4 protein-coding genes are annotated in these 20378 nt (G+C 40.6%); all 4 read left to right on the forward strand.

What is annotated here, in order from left to right; all coding sequences use genetic code 11:
* Window positions 1-338 precede the first annotated feature (338 nt).
* A complete protein-coding gene (locus ACJZU6_RS17240; protein WP_408901498.1) occupies window positions 339-9092 on the forward strand; it encodes a GEVED domain-containing protein in 8754 nt (2917 codons plus the stop codon).
* A 158-nt stretch (window positions 9093-9250) separates the two neighbouring features.
* The gene (locus ACJZU6_RS17245; RefSeq protein WP_408901499.1) at window positions 9251-16066 is read left to right on the forward strand and encodes a GEVED domain-containing protein; all 6816 of its coding nucleotides are present in this window, start codon (window positions 9251-9253) and stop codon (window positions 16064-16066) included.
* 474 nt (window positions 16067-16540) lie between these two features.
* Window positions 16541-17023 carry a DUF11 domain-containing protein gene (locus tag ACJZU6_RS17250; RefSeq protein WP_080156322.1) on the forward strand — a complete coding sequence of 161 codons (483 nt, stop codon included), beginning with the start codon at window positions 16541-16543 and terminating at the stop codon, window positions 17021-17023.
* 79 nt (window positions 17024-17102) lie between these two features.
* Complete coding sequence (locus tag ACJZU6_RS17255) at window positions 17103-20369, forward strand: beta strand repeat-containing protein (RefSeq protein ID WP_408901500.1); 3267 nt, start codon at window positions 17103-17105, stop codon at window positions 20367-20369.
* Window positions 20370-20378: the final 9 nt, after the last annotated feature.

Raw genomic sequence — 20378 nt, forward strand, 5'->3', positions numbered from 1 at the left:
TAATTAATGCAGTTGGGCGTTTGAATATTTTATTATCGGCATTTTGATTTTATCGTAGTTCTCAGAATATTTAAAAGTATGACAGCTCTTGTTAATATTAAAGTACAGCTCTAATTTGATATTTTTGTTATGCAATAAATATTCTAAAAATAAAAACCATTTTGAAATAAGCATAATATATTGCTTGTTTTAAAATGGTTTTTTTTTGGCATGGATGATGCTTGGTTTTATTAGTTGTTCTTTGTTCCATTATATCCATATAAATGACATGAGATTGTTGGATTGTAATGGTTGAATAATTATAGGTATGTTTTCTTTATTAATACTTTGAGGTGTTTATGTTCAAAGGATGGAATATAATAAATGTTTTTGTTTTATTACTTTTTTTTATTAGTAATAGTGCATTAGCAGCCTCTGTTACAGGAACAGTCTTTGAGGACATCACTGGTGATGGATTAACTGATGGTGATGTTACTTTAAATGATAACTCTGGAGATCAGCGCGGTTTACCTGGTATTACTGTAACGATTTATCTAGATGATGGCGATAATTTACCCGATAGCGGAGATACCGTTGTTGCAACAGATATCACTAATGCTAATGGTAGCTATTCTTTTACTGGATTAGCGAATGCGATGTATTGGGTTGCTGCTGATGCACCGACAACCGCCAGTAATGGTAGCGGTGGCTTGGTTGCAGAACAAACCATTGGTATGGAGGCTCTAAGCACAATCCCGACTTCTTTTGCCATACAATCATATTGTGCGGATGGTATTGGGGGGAGTGTTTTAACCACGAATGCCACTCACAGTTTTGATGTTTGTTATGGTGGTAAAACAGCAACGGGGCCTGATGTTACAACAGATGCTGGTACTCGTGAGCATATTACGGGGTTGTATCTTGATTATAATCTTAGCAATTTAAGTTTTGGCTTTAGCTTTAATGTGGTTGTAAACACAGAATTTGATGGTGTTGGCTCTTATCAGCAATTTTTATTAAACGCTAATGCTTATAATGGTGCAAATACAATGCGTTTTGTACCTACTGTTCTAACAACAAATGGCACTTGGTGGGAAGTAAGAAATGAGAGAACACCTGGAGTTTGGTCTAATTTTCCAAGAATAACTGACGATAATACAACTATTGATGGTATTGCTTACGATTTTTCTGATGGTATAACATTACGTGATTTGGATACCTCTACGTTAGGTGTTGTTACTACAGTTGGTGCCGATTGGGATTCGGCTCCAATTCGTCAAGTAGATACACCTAACTTAGCAATAAATCATGGTGTAAATAACTGTAACCGGTCCTTCTATCAGAGTAGCCTTAATGACACTAAAAGTTGGCATGGGTGTGGTGCAATTGAAGTTGCCAATGGTGCGAGCAATATTACCATCAAAAATATCGGGGTTTATGCGAATGATGGTGATTCCAATATTTCTGGTCCTGCTATGTTTTCTGATGGCATACCAAATTTCATTTTTGAAAATAATGTAATAGGTGTATTTCCTGATGGTAGCCTTGCCAATAATCAATTATACCGTGGCTATGTAGTTAATGATAACATTACACAGCCTAGGGTTGGACATTCAGGCCAAGTTATAGGTAACTACTTCTCTAATCTGTGGGATGCTGCAATTGATTTAATATATGTTAATATGTCTGGTTCAGATCCTACTATTTTTGTTGTTACTGAAAATCATATTTTAAATTCCGGTGGTGTGGGGATTGTGAGTGATAGAGGTTCACATGCTATCACATATTCAAAAAACTATATATCAGGCTCCTATGTCTCAGGTTTTCATGCGGGCGCACAAAATCGCTTTACCGTTATTAGCCAAAATACTTTTGATGGAAACCACGTAGGCATAGCCAGTAGAGACAGTGCATTCGATTATGCAACTATAAGTCTCACTGTGCAATATGCTCAAATTTCGATGGTTCCCTCTCATTCTGATGTTCTTAGTAATAAAATCATCAATGGGCCTTCTGAGGTTGATGGTATTGCGTACGGAAATAGCCATATTGATAATGGCGTTCGTATAAGTAAGAATCAGTTTGGAAATAATGGTGGGCAGGCTATTGATATTACACCAGCCATTGAACATGATGGAATAGAAACAGAACCTCATCCAAACGATCCAACCGGATGTTATTTGCGGACAAACCATGCCTCCCCTGCGATAAGTAGTCAAATGTCGCCTGTTGTAACATCAGTATCGATTCTAGATTCGTCATTAACTATTGATGGCATTATGTGTAATCCCACAGATGCAGTTCGTGAATTCGAGATACAAATTTATGAAGTTGTTTCAGGCGATGGAGACACGAGTACCGTTGAAACGACGTCTGATCTTAATACGGTAACAGGAAAAAGTTATGGTGAGGGTACAAAATATCTTGGCAGTTTAGTTGGACAAAGTAATGGTACGTTTTCAGGTTCGATAATATCTACTTCTCTTTATTATGGAATGAATATTGGTGTTATTTCGATTGTTGAAACTAGTAGTAAAGGTGCTGCATATGTAGGCGCATCTTCTGAGTTTTCATCTACTGAACTGGCTACTCCAGCTGTTGCAGATTATGGTGATGCTCCTGATTCAGGTGTAGGTATTGGAACAGGAAACTACCGTACGCTTTTAGCTGACAATGGCCCATTTCATGATACCAGTACTACTGATATCTATGTAGGAACTACCCCCCCTGATACAGACTTAGATGGCTTACCTTCAACCAATGCCGATGGCGATGATCTAGATGGTACTGATGATGAAGATTCTTTAGGTATCACTCAACTCTATGAAACCAGTACGACTTTTTCTTATAACCAGTTAGTGAATAATTCATCAGGCTCTGATGCCTATTTATATGCATGGGTGGATTGGGACAATAGTGGTACGTTTGATAAAGATGAGTTTGTTGAAGCTGGTGTGAGTGCAGGTGATCCAATCGTTATTCCGACTGGAAGTTCAAATGTTGGAACATCTATGTTGTGGAGTACCTTACCTGCATTATCATCAATGGATGAATATTATTTACGTGTTCGAATTAGTGATCAAATCTTAACAGACAGCGTCACTGGAAGTGATGAAGATCCTCGTTCCTTTGGTAATGGTGGTTTAGGAGAAGTAGAAGACCATCCAATTACGGTTAATCCATTTATCTCTGGTTTTGTCTTTAATGATGATGGAAGTGGTGGTGGTACGGCAACAAATGGTATTAAAGATGGAACCGAAACGGGATTAGGTATTGCCGTTCCTGTTGTTGCCTATAATACGGCAACTGGGCTGTGTCATGCGACGACTTCAGATCCTACTACAGGAGCATATTTAATCTCATTACCCGTTTCTGGAAATTATAAAGTTTATGAAGCTATTAATGAAACCAATATAGCCTCTCCAACCTGTCCCCCTACAGCACCAACACTTGATACTAGCACTGGAAGTTATGTCGGTGGAACCATGGGCGATCCTGCCACATATCAATCGAGTAGTGCAAATATTGTGACAGTTAGTGCTGGTGCTGTAACTGACGTTAACTTTGCTGATTTTGCTGTAAGCTCTTTTGATGTGTGTTCTACTCCCGCGTATTTGACCCAAAGCAATGGTTCTGGTTCGACTATTCTAAATGCCATTAATTTAGCAACAGGAGAAGTGACTGCCCTTGTTTCCCCGGTAACTGCAGGTAGTGCTGTGGGTTATTCTATGGTGACAAATACATTGGCCGGAATACAGGGAACAAATACGCTTAACTTATTTGACAGTGCTTATAATACTTATTCATTACCCCTCTCTAATTCAACCATGCCAAGTGCTGCTAATAATGGTGACATTGATGATAATGGTATTTTATATGCGCATAATGGCGGTAATTTCTATTTATTTGATACCAATCCAAACAGTGAAACTTATTTAACTCAAGTTGGAACCTTACCGACGACGAGTTTAAATTATGCTGATATTGCGTTTAACCCTGTTGATGGTTTTATTTACTCTGTGCCGAGCGATGGCTCTCGAACGTTATATCGATTTGACCCAGCGACAGGTGTTCGAACGTCATTAGGTGTATTGGCCGGGATCCCTAGTGTGGCTTATGGTGCTATGTATTTTGACGACCAAGGGTATATGTATATCTCAGAAAATCCATCCCCAGGTCGAATCTACCGTATAGATGTATTGAATGGCTCAAAACCAGCAGGTAGCTATACGGCGACGTTATTTTCTCAAACGAATGCATCAGCTGCTGGTAATGATGGTGCGCGTTGTCGTTATGCTCCAGTACCTCTAGATTGGGCTGATGCACCGACTTCAGATGGCTATTTCACTGAATTGACAGAAGATGGACCTCGACATCAAACTGAGGTTGGTTTGCCATATTTAGGTGCTAATACGCCTGATAATGAAAATGATGGTCAGCCAACAACGGCAGCTGATGGTGATGATACTAATGGGGTAACACCCGATGACGAAGATGGATTTATTCAACCGAATATCCCCTCTATTTTAGTCGGTGGGGATAGTTTGTCTTTGACGGTTCCTGTGGTTACATCAGGCAGTGATAACCTTTATGGCTGGATTGATTTTGACGTAAATGGTGTCTTTGATGCAGATGAAACTGCAACGGTTGCTGTGGCTGCCTCGGGTAACAGTACGCTTAACTTTACCGTGCCAGCTGATGTTCAAATTATGGATACGTTTGTTCGTTTACGTATTTGTTCTAGCGGTGAAGTGTGTAATCAACCAACAGGTAGTGCAGGGGATGGTGAAGTTGAAGATCATTTAATTTCATTAAAACCACTGGGTGATTTGGCATTAATGTTAGCGATGGATCCTAGTGTAAATGTAACTTTAGGTATTCCCTTTAACGTTGTTGTTAGTATTGAAAACATGGGTGCAACGGTAGCACTTAATACTAAAGTAACGCTTCCTATTCCAGCTGGATACAGTTTTGTTAATGCGTATGCAGGTGACGGTACCACCGAAATATCTACTTATGATCCAGTGACAGGTATATTAGACCTTGGTGCAATAGGATTAGGGTTTAATGATTATGCGGTGATCCGATTAGCACCTCAAGATTTGTCTGCCCCTGCTATTAGTGGCGAGATTATAGAAACCAGCATCAATGATATTGATTCAACCCCTAATAATGGGTTTGGCAATGGTGAAGATGACACCGATACCGTTACGCCAATTATCTCCAATACCGTACAGCCGGGAACCTGTGATGCACCTCGTGCCTTTGCTGCTGGAAATGCTTACCTTGATACTAATGGTGAGTACGTTGTAACCCCTAATGCAACCGATCAATACGGCTTCTTATGGAGTTACGGTTTTATCGATTTAAATCAACCGTTTTATATTGAGCTTGCGGTGTATCTAGGTGATCGCAGTGCCAATGTGGTGCCTCCTTTTAATATTGAAGCGGGCGGTGACGGTATGACTTTCGTACTCTCAAATGACCCGCGGGGGTTGAACGCACAGGGCGGTCTTGGCGGGTATTTAGGGGTCGATGGCATTGGAAATGCTAATATCTTTGGCTCAACACAAACGCGAATAGCTCCCTCAGTGGTGGTTGAATTTGATACTTTTGATAACACTTACATTGCCGCCACAGATGATGCAGTTGGCGGCCAACATATCGATCATACCGCCGTCTATTTAAATGGTGATGTTTATACTCCGTCAGCAGGGAACACGCTGATAGCTGCGACATCTGTTGCTAATGGTGAATTAGAAGATGGACGTTATCACATAACCCAGTTTGAATGGGATCCAAGCACCAATACCATGATGTACTACATGGATGGTGTGCTTGTTGGCTCATTTACTCGTGATTTGGTGACAGCGCTAGGCGGAAATTTAGTCCGGTTTGGCTTTACGGGCAGTACGGGTGAAGCGTACAACTTACAAAAAGGGTGTTTCACAGCTGCTCCAAATGTACTGGGTACTGATTTAGGTGATGCACCTGATACAACGGTTGGTACAGGCATTAATAACTACACCACCACATATGAAAATGATGGTGCGATGCATGTGCAGGCTGATACTGATGATAATGGCTTTATCGATTTACGTATGGGTAGTGGCTGGGATGCAGATTTAGGTGATCTGCAAAATATTGGCGCAATTGCTGATGATAACAACAATTTGGATGACGAAGACGGTGTGACGCTTGTACAGTCGGCGACCAAAGGGGAAAACTTTGATATTACGGTCAACGTGGTTGAAGACAGTGGCAGAACAAGCACCGGACAACGTCTCTATGCGTGGTTAGATTTTAACCTCGACGGTGATTGGGATGATGTGGGGGAGCAAATTATTGCTGATGCCAGTGCTGCGATAGGGAATAATAATTACAGTGTACCGATCCCCGCGAGTGCCGTCGTTGGTTACAGTTATTTACGGGTTCGTTTATGCAGTGATGTTGGTTGTGATAGCCCCGTAGGCTTAGCGAATGACGGTGAAGTCGAAGATTATCGGGTGTTGATATCAGATCTGGTGGGGAATAATCAGTGTGATCTCATTGTGCAAACGCGTTTACCAATAGCCGCAACGGATTACAGTTATAACTCACTCGATGTTACTGTTGATCCGATGACGTTTACTGACATTGTTAATCCGATCACTATTACCAATCAAACAAATGCCGCTAACATTAATGCAATTGGTTTTAATCGTATTAATGGTTTGGTTTACGGTACTTTCACCGATATGTCACAAGCAGATCGTATTCATCATTTGTTTGTGACGGATAAAACAGGCACCAGCTTTATTGACTTAGGTGAAATTCGTGCTGAATCAGCGACTACAATTCGTCGTTTACAAGATGGGGAAAGTTTTGATTTTTCCGCAGGAGATTCACTGCGTCATACTGGATATAGTTCGACCTCAACGGTTTTAAGCTCGCCAACCGCTGGGGATGTCACTGCCGATGGTAACCATTTAATTGTGTGGCGTACCTCATGGGATTCATTGGTTAAGATAGATCTTAATACGCAGACATTCACGACGGTGCCGTTAGATATTGCCACCATGGGCGGTACTTATGGTGGTGGTTCAATAGATGTCGGTGCTGATTTAGCTATCAGTAGTCAGTCGGGGCTGGGCTATTTGGTTGATCTCAATGGTGATAATCTTTATACCGTGAATTTATCTACGGGGGCAGTGACGGCACAAGCGCTGACTTATTTTGGTGCAGAGCCAACCTTAGATACCAATGGTAAATTGCAAGCTGGGGCGTTAGTGATGGATGACGCGATCAGCCTTTATGCGATGACAAATGGTGGTAATCATGATGCAAACCAAGATGGAACCATTGATCTTAATGAACGTGCTGTCGTGTATCGTATTAATGTGATGACGCAAGAAGTGGAGTATGTAACCGCATCTGATCAAGGCAGTTTACAAGGTAATGATGGTGCAGGTTGTTATGATTCCAAGGATTATGGTGATGCTGCAGCCAGTTATGGTGTCGCGAGTCATGCTTATTTAGATGCGGCATTGGATGGGACGGCTGATTTATATTTAGGAGCGCGTTGGGATCCTGAATTCACACAATGGTCATCAGCTGATGCAACGGGCGATGATACCCATGGTCAGGATGATGAAGATTTAGTGATACCCGCTCAAATCATTGTAGAAACCAGCACCACATTACCGATTCAAGTGGTGGGCAATGGTTTTGTAAGTATTTGGGTCGATTTAAATAATGACGGTGATTTTGCCGATAGCAATGAGTTATTGATCAACGATCAAGCGGTCACTGCGGGCAATAATAATATAGCGATAACGTTAGATGCCGCCAGCGCTGAAGGGTTTAACGGCAATACCGTGATGCGGGTGCGTTTATGCTCAGCCGCAAACAGTTGTAATACCTTTGATGGTACAGCCGTTGATGGTGAGGTTGAAGATCATTTATTTGAATTGCTCAATCGTATTGTTTTAAGTGGGGTGGTGTTTGAAGATAATGGCGTCGGTGGTGCAACGGCAGCGCATGATGGTATACAAGAAGGCAGTGAAGTAGGGTTAGGTAATTTTACTGTCACTGTTACTTTCAATGATGCTGGTGTTACAGGGGTGACGACGGGGGATGTGATAGCCACAGATATTACATCGGGAGATGGTAGTTATAAATTTATTTTAGGAGTTGATTTCTCTGGTAAAAACTTATTACTTGATGTGATTAAACAAGCGGATTGGATTGATATCAGTGAAGCCAATGTTATCGCAATCCCACAAGTGGTCAGTACCAGTGTGGTTGATAGCCAGATGGCAGTTAATGCCAGTGCGGGGGATGATATCAGTGGTCTTGATTTTGGTAAGGTACGCGAGCCAAGGATGGAGCCCGATAACTTCAGTGAAGTTGAACCCGGAAAAGCAGTGTTATTCCCACATAAGTTTACCGCAGCTACGGCAGGGAGTGTGAACTTTTCCATTATAAATCCAGAGGTTGCTCCTGCTAATGACGGTTGGAATGCTGTGCTTTATCTTGACAGTAATTGTAATGGAATAATTGATGGTGCAGATGCTCAAATTGTTAACCCAATAGCTGTCAGTGGAAATACAGCCGTGTGTTTACTCAGTAAAGTTTTTGTACCAGAGGATGCCCTGCTTAATGGTCAATATCACTATGATATAGCTGCAGATATGATCTTTACCGACAGTGCAGGTACGGGACACGGCATTACGCGTCAAGTGCTAGATAAAGATACTGTCAGAGCAACATTCCGTGGTGCAGGAGAATTAAAGCTTGAAAAAACGGTCCGAAATATTACTCAAGGAACGGCTGTTGGAGTGAGTAATAATGGCCGTCCTGGGGATATATTGGAATACGTTATAACCTTTACTAATGTAGGGGATGGTGATCTAACTGAAGTAAGTATTTTTGATAGTACGCCAAGTTATACTGAATTATCCCAAGCAATAGATTGTACCTCGGGTAGTGTGCCAACGTCGCTCACTTGTGCAACTGTTACTGCGAATGGAACAAATGTGGTGGGGTATGAAGGCGAAGTACGTTGGAATATGACGGGTACGTTAGTTGCTGGTGATCTGGGGACTGTTATTTATCGGATTATTATTAAATAATTGCGAATCAAAAAAATAATTAATTGCAAAAAGCATTATAATTTTTATTTGAGTAGTTATTTTGCCCGTTTTTTATTAGGAATGATTCTTGCTAGGTAAAATTATCACTTATTATTTTAATAATAATACGTAGTGTTAATTAAAAAGGATGACTCAGTATGTTTATTTTTTCTTTAATAAAACGATCATTGTTAATATTTTCTTTTTTTATTAGCATTTTTTTATGCGTAACTAAAGTATATTCCGCTGAAGGTGTTGGATTAAATTTTCAAAGTAATTTACTAGAAATTGGAGGGAATGGCGGCGTTCCTTTTTCTTCAATAACATGCCCTAGTGGACAATTAATAACAGGATTTGATTTTTATAATTCTAATTCAGGTGGCAATCTTGATGGTACAGCCGTGAGAGGCAGATGTTCTAATATTATGGTTTCCTCAGGCGTAGCTACATTGAATTTTAGTGGTGTGACTGCATGGGGGGGGCCGCAATCTGGTACATTATTTACTGGTAGTTGTCCTGCAAATCAAGCTGTCGTTGGTGTTGATGCTCAGACGACAACATGGCCTGTAATGGGGTGGTTCCGACTTTATTGCGCAGCGGTTAGTTATAATACAACGACAGATAAATTAGAAATTGCATCAGCTCCAGCTTCTCCATCAACAGGAATTATTGGTCCTGGGTATGCTTATGGTGGGACATATTATAATCGAGTGATTTCACCATCAGGACAAGCTCTTGCTGGTTTCAGTGGGCGATCAGGAGCAGCATTAGATAAACTTATTTTAGAATCTTATGCTTTTACTCAAGGTAGTTTAACTTTAAATGCTGTGGTGAATCTCGGGGGCAGTGCAGTTCCTGGTGACTTTACTTTAATAGCAACAGACAGTGGCAGTGTTGCAACCAATTTTACTTCGGGTGAAACGAAAGCGATGACTCCGAGTAATTATACTCTGAGTTGGGCCGGGCCTGCTGGATATACGCTTAATAATTTATCTTGCTCTAGTCCATTTACGTTATCTAACGGCTCAAATATTAGTTGTACCTATACTTTCGATCCTCCACCCTCTATATCAGGCTTTATATTTAATGATGATGGAAGTGGTGGTGGTACGGCAACAAATGGTATTAAAGATGGAACCGAAACGGGATTAGGTATTGCCGTTCCTGTTGTTGCCTATAATACGGCAACTGGGCTGTGTCATGCGACGACTTCAGATCCTACTACAGGAGCATATTTAATCTCATTACCCGCTTCTGGAAATTATAAAGTTTATGAAGCTATTAATGAAACCAATATAGCCTCTCCAACCTGTCCCCCTACAGCACCAACACTTGATATTAGCACTGGAAGTTATGTCGGTGGAACCATGGGCGATCCTGCCACATATCAATCGAGTAGTGCAAATATTGTGACAGTTAGTGCTGGTGCTGTAACTGACGTTAACTTTGCTGATTTTGCTGTAAGCTCTTTTGATGTGTGTTCTACTCCAGCGTATTTGACCCAAAGCAATGGTTCTGGTTCGACTATTCTAAATGCCATTAATTTAGCAACAGGAGAAGTGACTGCCCTTGTTTCCCCGGTAACTGCAGGTAGTGCTGTGGGTTATTCTATGGTGACAAATACATTGGCCGGAATACAGGGAACAAATACGCTTAACTTATTTGACAGTGCTTATAATACTTATTCATTACCCCTCTCTAATTCAACCATGCCAAGTAATGCTAATAATGGTGACATTGATGATAACGGTATTTTATATGCGCATAATGGCGGTAATTTCTATTTATTTGATACCAATCCAAACAGTGAAACTTATTTAACTCAAGTTGGAACCTTACCGACGACGAGTTTAAATTATGCTGATATTGCGTTTAACCCTGTTGATGGTTTTATTTACTCTGTGCCGAGCGATGGCTCTCGAACGTTATATCGATTTGACCCAGCGACAGGTGTTCGAACGTCATTAGGTGTATTGGCCGGGATCCCTAGTGTGGCTTATGGTGCTATGTATTTTGACGACCAAGGGTATATGTATATCTCAGAAAATCCATCCCCAGGTCGAATCTACCGTATCGATGTATTAGATGGCTCAAAACCTGCTGGCAGCTATACCGCGACACTGTTCTCTCAAACCAATGCCTCTGCTGCTGGCAATGATGGTGCCCGTTGTCGATATGCGCCAGTACCACTAGATTGGGCCGATGCGCCAACAACGAGTGGATACTTTACTGAACTAATTAATAACGGACCTCGTCACCAAACAGATGTTGGTTTGCCATATTTAGGAGGCAATACGCCAGATAATGAAAATGATGGTCAACCAACCGCCACTGCGGATGGTGACGATACCAATGGTGTAACCCCTGATGATGAAGATGGCTTTACTCAGCCATCCATTCCAACCATTCTCGTGGCTGGAGATACACTCTCTTTGACTGTTCCTGTGGTGACATCGGGTAGTGACAATTTATATGGTTGGATTGATTTTGATTTGGATGGTGTTTTCGATAACGATGAAACAGCGACTGTTACAGTTAATGCATCAGGCAATAGCACCTTAAATTTTACGGTTCCTGCCGATGTCCAAATTATGGATACGTTTGTTCGTTTACGTATTTGTTCTAGCGGTGAAGTGTGTAATCAACCAACAGGTAGTGCAGGGGATGGTGAAGTTGAAGATCATTTAATTTCATTAAAACCACTGGGTGATTTGGCATTAATGTTAGCGATGGATCCTAGTGTAAATGTAACTTTAGGTATTCCCTTTAACGTTGTTGTTAGTATTGAGAACATGGGTGCAACGGTAGCACTTAATACTAAAGTAACGCTTCCTATTCCAGCTGGATACAGTTTTGTTAAGGCGTATGCAGGTGATGGTACCACCGAAATATCTACTTATGATCCAGTGACAGGTATATTAGACCTTGGTGCAATAGGATTAGGGTTTAATGATTATGCGGTGATCCGTTTAGCTCCTCAGTCACTTACAGCACCTGCAATCAATGCCGAGATTATAGAAACCAGTATCAATGACAATGATTCAACCCCTAATAACGGGTTTGGTAATGGTGAAGATGATACCGACATAGTAATCCCTATTATTTCGAATACAGTCCAACCTAATATTTGTGAAGCGCCAGTTGTATTTGAAGGCGGTGATGCTTATTTGGCCGCAAATGGTGAATATATTGTGACTCCTAATACTACCAATCAGCAAGGATATTTATGGAGTTATGGTTATATTGATTTGAATCAACCTATGTATGCCGAACTGGCGGTGTATTTAGGTGATAGAACCTGTAATACCGGATGTCCCAATGGAGTTGAAAGTGGTGCTGATGGCATGACGTTTGTGCTATCTGCGGATTCACGAGATCTGAATGCCTTTGGTGCTTTTGGTGGTGGATTAGGGGTTGGTGATATTTTTGGTGCAACGCCTGTTTCACCATCGGTCGTGTTTGAATTTGATACCTTTGATAATACGTATATTGGTGCGACAGATGATGCTGTGGGGGGGCAATATATTGACCATACAGGCGTTTATCTTAACGGCGATATCTATACCCCAGATGCTGCTAATACCCTTATTCCTGCCACATCTGTTGCTGGAGGTGAGTTAGAAGATGGGCGCTATCATATTGCGCAATTTGAATGGGATCCAACGACCAATCAATTTACTTATTATCTCGATGGCATCATGGTGGGTCAATTCACTCGTAATATTCGTAATGATATTGGTAATAACATGGTGCGGTTTGGTTTTACAGGTAGTACTGGTGATGGCTATAACCTTCAAAAAGGGTGTTTCACTAAAGCGCCCAATGTATTAGGGAGTGATTTAGGTGACGCACCTGATACAACGGCTGGTACTGGAATAAATAACTACACCACTACTTATGAAAATGATGGTGCGGCGCATGTACAGGCTGATAGTGATGATAATGGCTTTATCGATTTGCGAATGGGCAATTTGTGGGATGCCGATTTAGGTGATCTGCAAAATATTGGTGCGATTGCTGATGACAATAATAATTTTGATGATGAAGATGGAGTCTCACTTGTTTTATCAGCAACGAAAGGTGAAAACCTTGATATTACAGTGAATGTTGTTGAAGATGCGGCGCGCACCAGTACTGGACAACGTTTATATGCATGGCTTGATTTTAATCTTGATGGGGATTGGGATGATACGGGGGAGCAAATTATTGCTGATGCCAGTGCTGCGATAGGGAATAATAATTACAGTGTACCGATCCCCGCGAGTGCCGTCGTTGGTTACAGTTATTTACGGGTTCGTTTATGCAGTGATGTTGGTTGTGATAGCCCCGTAGGCTTAGCGAATGACGGTGAAGTCGAAGATTATCGGGTGTTGATATCAGATCTGGTGGGGAATAATCAGTGTGATCTCATTGTGCAAACGCGTTTACCAATAGCCGCAACGGATTACAGTTATAACTCACTCGATGTTACTGTTGATCCGATGACGTTTACTGACATTGTTAATCCGATCACTATTACCAATCAAACAAATGCCGCTAACATTAATGCAATTGGTTTTAATCGTATTAATGGTTTGGTTTACGGTACTTTCACCGATATGTCACAAGCAGATCGTATTCATCATTTGTTTGTGACGGATAAAACAGGCACCAGCTTTATTGATTTAGGTGAAATTCGTGCTGAATCAGCGACTACAATTCGTCGTTTACAAGATGGGGAAAGTTTTGATTTTTCCGCAGGAGATTCACTGCGTCATACTGGATATAGTTCGACCTCAACGGTTTTAAGCTCGCCAACCGCTGGGGATGTCACTGCCGACGGTAACCATTTAATTGTGTGGCGTACCTCATGGGATTCATTGGTTAAGATAGATCTTAATACGCAGACATTCACGACGGTGCCGTTAGATATTGCCACCATGGGCGGTACTTATGGTGGTGGTTCAATAGATGTCGGTGCTGATTTAGCTATCAGTAGTCAGTCGGGGCTGGGCTATTTGGTTGATCTCAATGGTGATAATCTTTATACCGTGAATTTATCTACGGGGGCAGTGACGGCACAAGCGCTGACTTATTTTGGTGCAGAGCCAACCTTAGATACCAATGGTAAATTGCAAGCTGGGGCGTTAGTGATGGATGACGCGATCAGCCTTTATGCGATGACAAATGGTGGTAATCATGATGCAAACCAAGATGGAACCATTGATCTTAATGAACGTGCTGTCGTGTATCGTATTAATGTGATGACGCAAGAAGTGGAGTATGTAACCGCATCTGATCAAGGCAGTTTACAAGGTAATGATGGTGCAGGTTGTTATGATTCCAAGGATTATGGTGATGCTGCAGCCAGTTATGGTGTCGCGAGTCATGCTTATTTAGATGCGGCATTGGATGGGACGGCTGATTTATATTTAGGAGCGCGTTGGGATCCTGAATTCACACAATGGTCATCAGCTGATGCAACGGGCGATGATACCCATGGTCAGGATGATGAAGATTTAGTGATACCCGCTCAAATCATTGTAGAAACCAGCACCACATTACCGATTCAAGTGGTGGGCAATGGTTTTGTAAGTATTTGGGTCGATTTAAATAATGACGGTGATTTTGCCGATAGCAATGAGTTATTGATCAACGATCAAGCGGTCACTGCGGGCAATAATAATATAGCGATAACGTTAGATGCCGCCAGCGCTGAAGGGTTTAACGGCAATACCGTGATGCGGGTGCGTTTATGCTCAGCCGCAAACAGTTGTAATACCTTTGATGGTACAGCCGTTGATGGTGAGGTTGAAGATCATTTATTTGAATTGCTCAATCGTATTGTTTTAAGTGGGGTGGTGTTTGAAGATAATGGCGTCGGTGGTGCAACGGCAGCGCATGATGGTATACAAGAAGGCAGTGAAGTAGGGTTAGGTAATTTTACTGTCACTGTTACTTTCAATGATGCTGGTGTTACAGGGGTGACGACGGGGGATGTGATAGCCACAGATATTACATCGGGAGATGGTAGTTATAAATTTATTTTAGGAGTTGATTTCTCTGGTAAAAACTTATTACTTGATGTGATTAAACAAGCGGATTGGATTGATATCAGTGAAGCCAATGTTATCGCAATCCCACAAGTGGTCAGTACCAGTGTGGTTGATAGCCAGATGGCAGTTAATGCCAGTGCGGGGGATGATATCAGTGGTCTTGATTTTGGTAAGGTACGCGAGCCAAGGATGGAGCCCGATAACTTCAGTGAAGTTGAACCCGGAAAAGCAGTGTTATTCCCACATAAGTTTACCGCAGCTACGGCAGGGAGTGTGAACTTTTCCATTATAAATCCAGAGGTTGCTCCTGCTAATGACGGTTGGAATGCTGTGCTTTATCTTGACAGTAATTGTAATGGAATAATTGATGGTGCAGATGCTCAAATTGTTAACCCAATAGCTGTCAGTGGAAATACAGCCGTGTGTTTACTCAGTAAAGTTTTTGTACCAGAGGATGCCCTGCTTAATGGTCAATATCACTATGATATAGCTGCAGATATGATCTTTACCGACAGTGCAGGTACGGGACACGGCATTACGCGTCAAGTGCTAGATAAAGATACTGTCAGAGCAACATTCCGTGGTGCAGGAGAATTAAAGCTTGAAAAAACGGTCCGAAATATTACTCAAGGAACGGCTGTTGGAGTGAGTAATAATGGCCGTCCTGGGGATATATTGGAATACGTTATAACCTTTACTAATGTAGGGGATGGTGATCTAACTGAAGTAAGTATTTTTGATAGTACGCCAAGTTATACTGAATTATCCCAAGCAATAGATTGTACCTCGGGTAATGTGCCAACGTCGCTCACTTGTACAACTGTTACTGCGAATGGAACAAATGTGGTGGGGTATGAAGGCGAAGTACGTTGGAATATGGCGGGCACTTTATCTCCAGGAGATCAAGGAACAGCTATTTATTTAATAAAAATAAAATAATATTGGCATTGACTAATATTTTAGGAAATAACCATGCGATAAAATATCGACATGGTTATTTTTTTATATTGATAAATGTAGTATTTCTTAATTGTGAAACATTTGTTTATTAATTAAGAGTTAATTAATAAAATCATCCAATATAGCAATAATGTTTAATGATTATTTTTGCGTAAATAATTGATATTGAATGCATTTGAAAGTGATTTTTTATTTGTGTGATATGCGCTGTAGCATATAAGTTACTTTGAAAATGTTATTCCATAGTTCGATGTTTATAACGTTATATTTTTAAATTTGATTTTTATTTTGCATTTAAATAATGATTCGCAAAATTATAATTAATTTTCTATTTTGCTTTTTAAATAAACGTATGTGATTAACTCATTGTTTTTTAATGATGTAAAAATATTTATTATTGGCATGCTTATCGCATTATATATATTTCATGGATCATAAAGGATGAGGTGTAATATGAAAAATTTATTATTGATAGTGATTGGCTGTTTGATGATGTCTTTTTCTGTTTATGCGGAAGATGATAACTTACTAGTAAGTAAAATGGATGCATATATAGTTGAAGTAAATGATAAAGGAGAGGAAAAATTAGTAAAAGCAGAGAAAGCTGTACCAAAAGATAAAATCGAATATAAGTTAACTTACACAAATAATAGCGAAAAGCCTTTGAATGGCTTAATTATTACAGGACCTATTCCTGAAAATACTTTTTATATTGCCAATACAAGTAACACAAAAATTAAATCGAATTTTTTAGTTAGTATTGATGGAGGTAAAACATTTGAAGAAGAGCCAGTGAAACGCGAAATAATGAAAGATGGAAAAAAAGTTGAGGTTATTATTCCACCTGAAAAATATACCGCAGTTCGCTGGATACCATTAACACCTATTAATGCTAAGGAAAAACAAGTTTTTGCTTATCGCATCGAAGTTAAATAAACGTTAAGTAAATGTACCGCCCTGTGCTTTTGCAAGGGTATAAGTAATTAAATTAATGACCTTAAAAGGTAACCACTTTATGAAGACGCATTTAAAACCTATTAGTTTATGGGTTGCGGCGGGACTCATAACTGTAGGTGCAGGTTCTATATCTAGCCAAGCCCTTGCAGCTACTGCCGCCGGAACTGATATTAAAAACTTAGCAACAGTAACCTATGAAGATGAATCAGGAAATAGTTACACCGCAACATCTAATGAAGCGGTCGTAACTGTTGCTCAGATTTATAGTGCAACGATTGGACAGGATACCAATACAACGGGCTCTCCTGGTCAAACAGTATATCTACCTTATGTGTTAACTAATACAGGTAATGGTGCAGATACTTATACATTGACATTTTCGCAGAATCTACCTGGAACTGATACTCGAGGAACGGATACGATTGATGCGACAACATTAAAACTCTTTGATGACGCAAATAACAATGGTCAGCCAGATGCAGGTGAAACAGAATTTACTTCTGGTGATACTGTTAGCTTAAATGCTGGCGAGCAGATGAATCTAATGCTTGGCGCCGCTATTCCTACGACGGCAGTCCCGGGTGATACTCTTGGTGTCACATTGGAGGCTGAAGCTCATGATGGTACACTTGCTCCTATTGATGGTTCTGTAACTGATATTGGTGATAATAATGATGGTGCAAATGATACGAATGCATCATTAATTACGGTAACAAATGATGCCGTTGTTAATATCACTAAATCAGCAACGCATTTAGATAATGTTGGTACGGAAACAGCTTTAGGTATTGATTTAGATGGTGATGGCGGTACAGACCGAGAGTTAAGTTTAATTCGTTATACAGTAACTGTTTCAAATACGGGTAATACTGATGCTAAAGATATTGTTATCTTTGATGGTATCCCTGATGGAACAGTATATGTTGCGAGTAGCACTGGTGGGTTGTATAACGCGTCAAGCAGTGGTTTATTAACTGTTAATGGCGATACACCTATTGCTTTTGCTGCTAATTTAGTTGATGAATCTACACATGGTGTTGATTTAGACCAAGATGGCACTAATGATACCGCTGAAAATCAAATTGATGGTGGCTTAGATCTTAACAGTAACGGTAATACAACCGATACCGCAGTACCTGGTGTATATGCTGTGGATAGTCAATTAGCTTCTAATACAACCATTTCAATGACTTTTTATGTAGCATATTCTCCTGAAACAATGGAAGGTGATACTGAAATAGGCAACGTCGCTTATGCGTGTTCAGATCTTAATGGTGATGGTCTGTTTGATGGCCCTGGAGAGTGTAATGATCCAGATCCTACAACGGCAGGTCCCGATCCATCAAACCCAACCACAACCACGACAACGACGACTACTGGTGTAGGTATTACTGATACTGGTACTGAAACAGGAACGTCTGGTGGTGGTGATTCTGATGGTACTGATGATAATATTCAGACAGTAGATTCAGCTGCTGCTGGTAGTGAAGTATTCTTCTATAACAAGATCATTAATAACGGTAATACCACCGATAGCTTTGATCTTTCGACTGCAAATGTTAGCTTCCCAACAGGAACAACATTTGAATATTGGAATGCTGATGGTACAGCGCAACTTGTTGATACTAATGGTAATGTAACACCTGATAGTGGGCCTGTTGATCCTTCAACATGTATCGATGCCGCTGTAACTATTGATGGTATTACTGTCAATTGTAATGAGACATTGTTCCGTGTTGTTGCCAACCTGCCATCAGATGCTGCTGATTCTCCAACACCATTTGAAGCAACAACAACGGCAACTTCTTTCAATGATGCAACTAAGACTGATAGTAAAACTGAGCGTTTAGATAATATTACAGGTCCTACTGTTGATATTGCTAATACACCAATTACTACTATTGATCCTGCTGTAGATGTCGATCCTGTGCTTCTTGCGGGTGGCGTTCTTACTAGCGCAGATGTAGCAACGGTCTTTAATGATGAGCCTTTAGGTTCAACAGTTATAGCACCTATTTATATTGCTAATGAAGGCGGTAGTTCAGATTCATTCCTATTAAGTGCAGAAGGTAGTTATAACGGCGCAAGTTGGGAAACTGCATTACCTACAGGTTGGACTGTTGTATTCAAGCATAATGGTATTGATACAAATGCTGATGGTACGGTAGATATTGCCGCAACGGGTGCAGTTATTACATCGACACCAACCATTCCTGCAGGTGCTGTATTATGGGTTAACGCTGAAATTACAATCCCATCTGATCCAACTCAAGCTTTAGCTGATAGTGATCAAACAGCAGCAATTGATGCTAATAGTGATGGCGATATAGATTACATCATTTCATTGGTTGCTGAGTCAACCGTATCTGGCGCTGTTAACCGTAAGGTTGAAGCATTTGATGTCGCAACTGATGCAAGTATTGATATTACGCCTGCATCATTAAGCAACCAAATCGAACCAGGTGGTAGTGTTACTTATGACCACACGTTAGGTAACAATGGTAATACAACTGAAACTGTTGATTTAAGTTCAAGCAATAATATGACTGGATTTAATAATACAATTACTGTCGATACTGATGGTGATGGTACGCCAGATACTGAAGTGGGTAATTTATGTGATGCTCCTGTAACGACGCCAATTGTTGTACAACAGGCGGATGGTTCTACAGCTAATGTAGAAGTAACGTGTGATGCAACGGATGGTTCAGATACAGTCCCAACACTAACGTTAGAACCGGGTGAAACCATTCCAATGGAAGTTACTGTATTTGCACCAACAGATGCCACATCTGGTACAAATAACTTAACAACAATTACTGCAGTATCAACGACTGATCCAACGGTGACAGCTCAAGGTCAAGATAATTCAGAGGTTGTTAAAGGTCAGGTTCGTCTTTATAAGTATGCTGATTTAGATATTGATTGTAATGGTGTAGCTGATACAGATAAGACGTTCTTGAAGCAGCAAACAACGAAAGTTGAACCTGGACAGTGTGTTGTTTGGAAACTGATTGCTGTCAATGAAGGTACATCTGATGCTCTAAATACGATTATTACAGACCAATTAACTGAGTACTCTCAATTCGAAGCGGGTGGTAGCTTAGTAAGTTGTCGTAATACGACCGATTCAGGCACTGTTGTGGCACTTGCTGATGCAACATATCCTTTAGAGACTGATGACTTAGGTCCTTTATGTAATCCTGATGGTACTACAGGTGCTGACGTTATTGGTGCGGTAAGCGGTGACACTGTTACCTTTACTGTTGGAACACTTGTTCCTGGTGACAAAGCGGTTGGTAACTTTGTAGTGAAAATTGATTAAGAGTAAATA

Source organism: Photobacterium piscicola, from assembly GCF_046058925.1.
GTDB classification, from domain to species: domain Bacteria; phylum Pseudomonadota; class Gammaproteobacteria; order Enterobacterales; family Vibrionaceae; genus Photobacterium; species Photobacterium piscicola.

What these genes read in the sequence shown, in the direction of transcription:
- ACJZU6_RS17240 (WP_408901498.1), top strand. Translation starts at nt 339, where the DNA reads ATGTTCAAAGGATGGAATATAATAAATGTTTTTGTTTTATTACTTTTT.
- ACJZU6_RS17245 (WP_408901499.1), top strand. Translation starts at nt 9,251, where the DNA reads ATGTTTATTTTTTCTTTAATAAAACGATCATTGTTAATATTTTCTTTT.
- ACJZU6_RS17250 (WP_080156322.1), top strand. Translation starts at nt 16,541, where the DNA reads ATGAAAAATTTATTATTGATAGTGATTGGCTGTTTGATGATGTCTTTT.
- ACJZU6_RS17255 (WP_408901500.1), top strand. Translation starts at nt 17,103, where the DNA reads ATGAAGACGCATTTAAAACCTATTAGTTTATGGGTTGCGGCGGGACTC.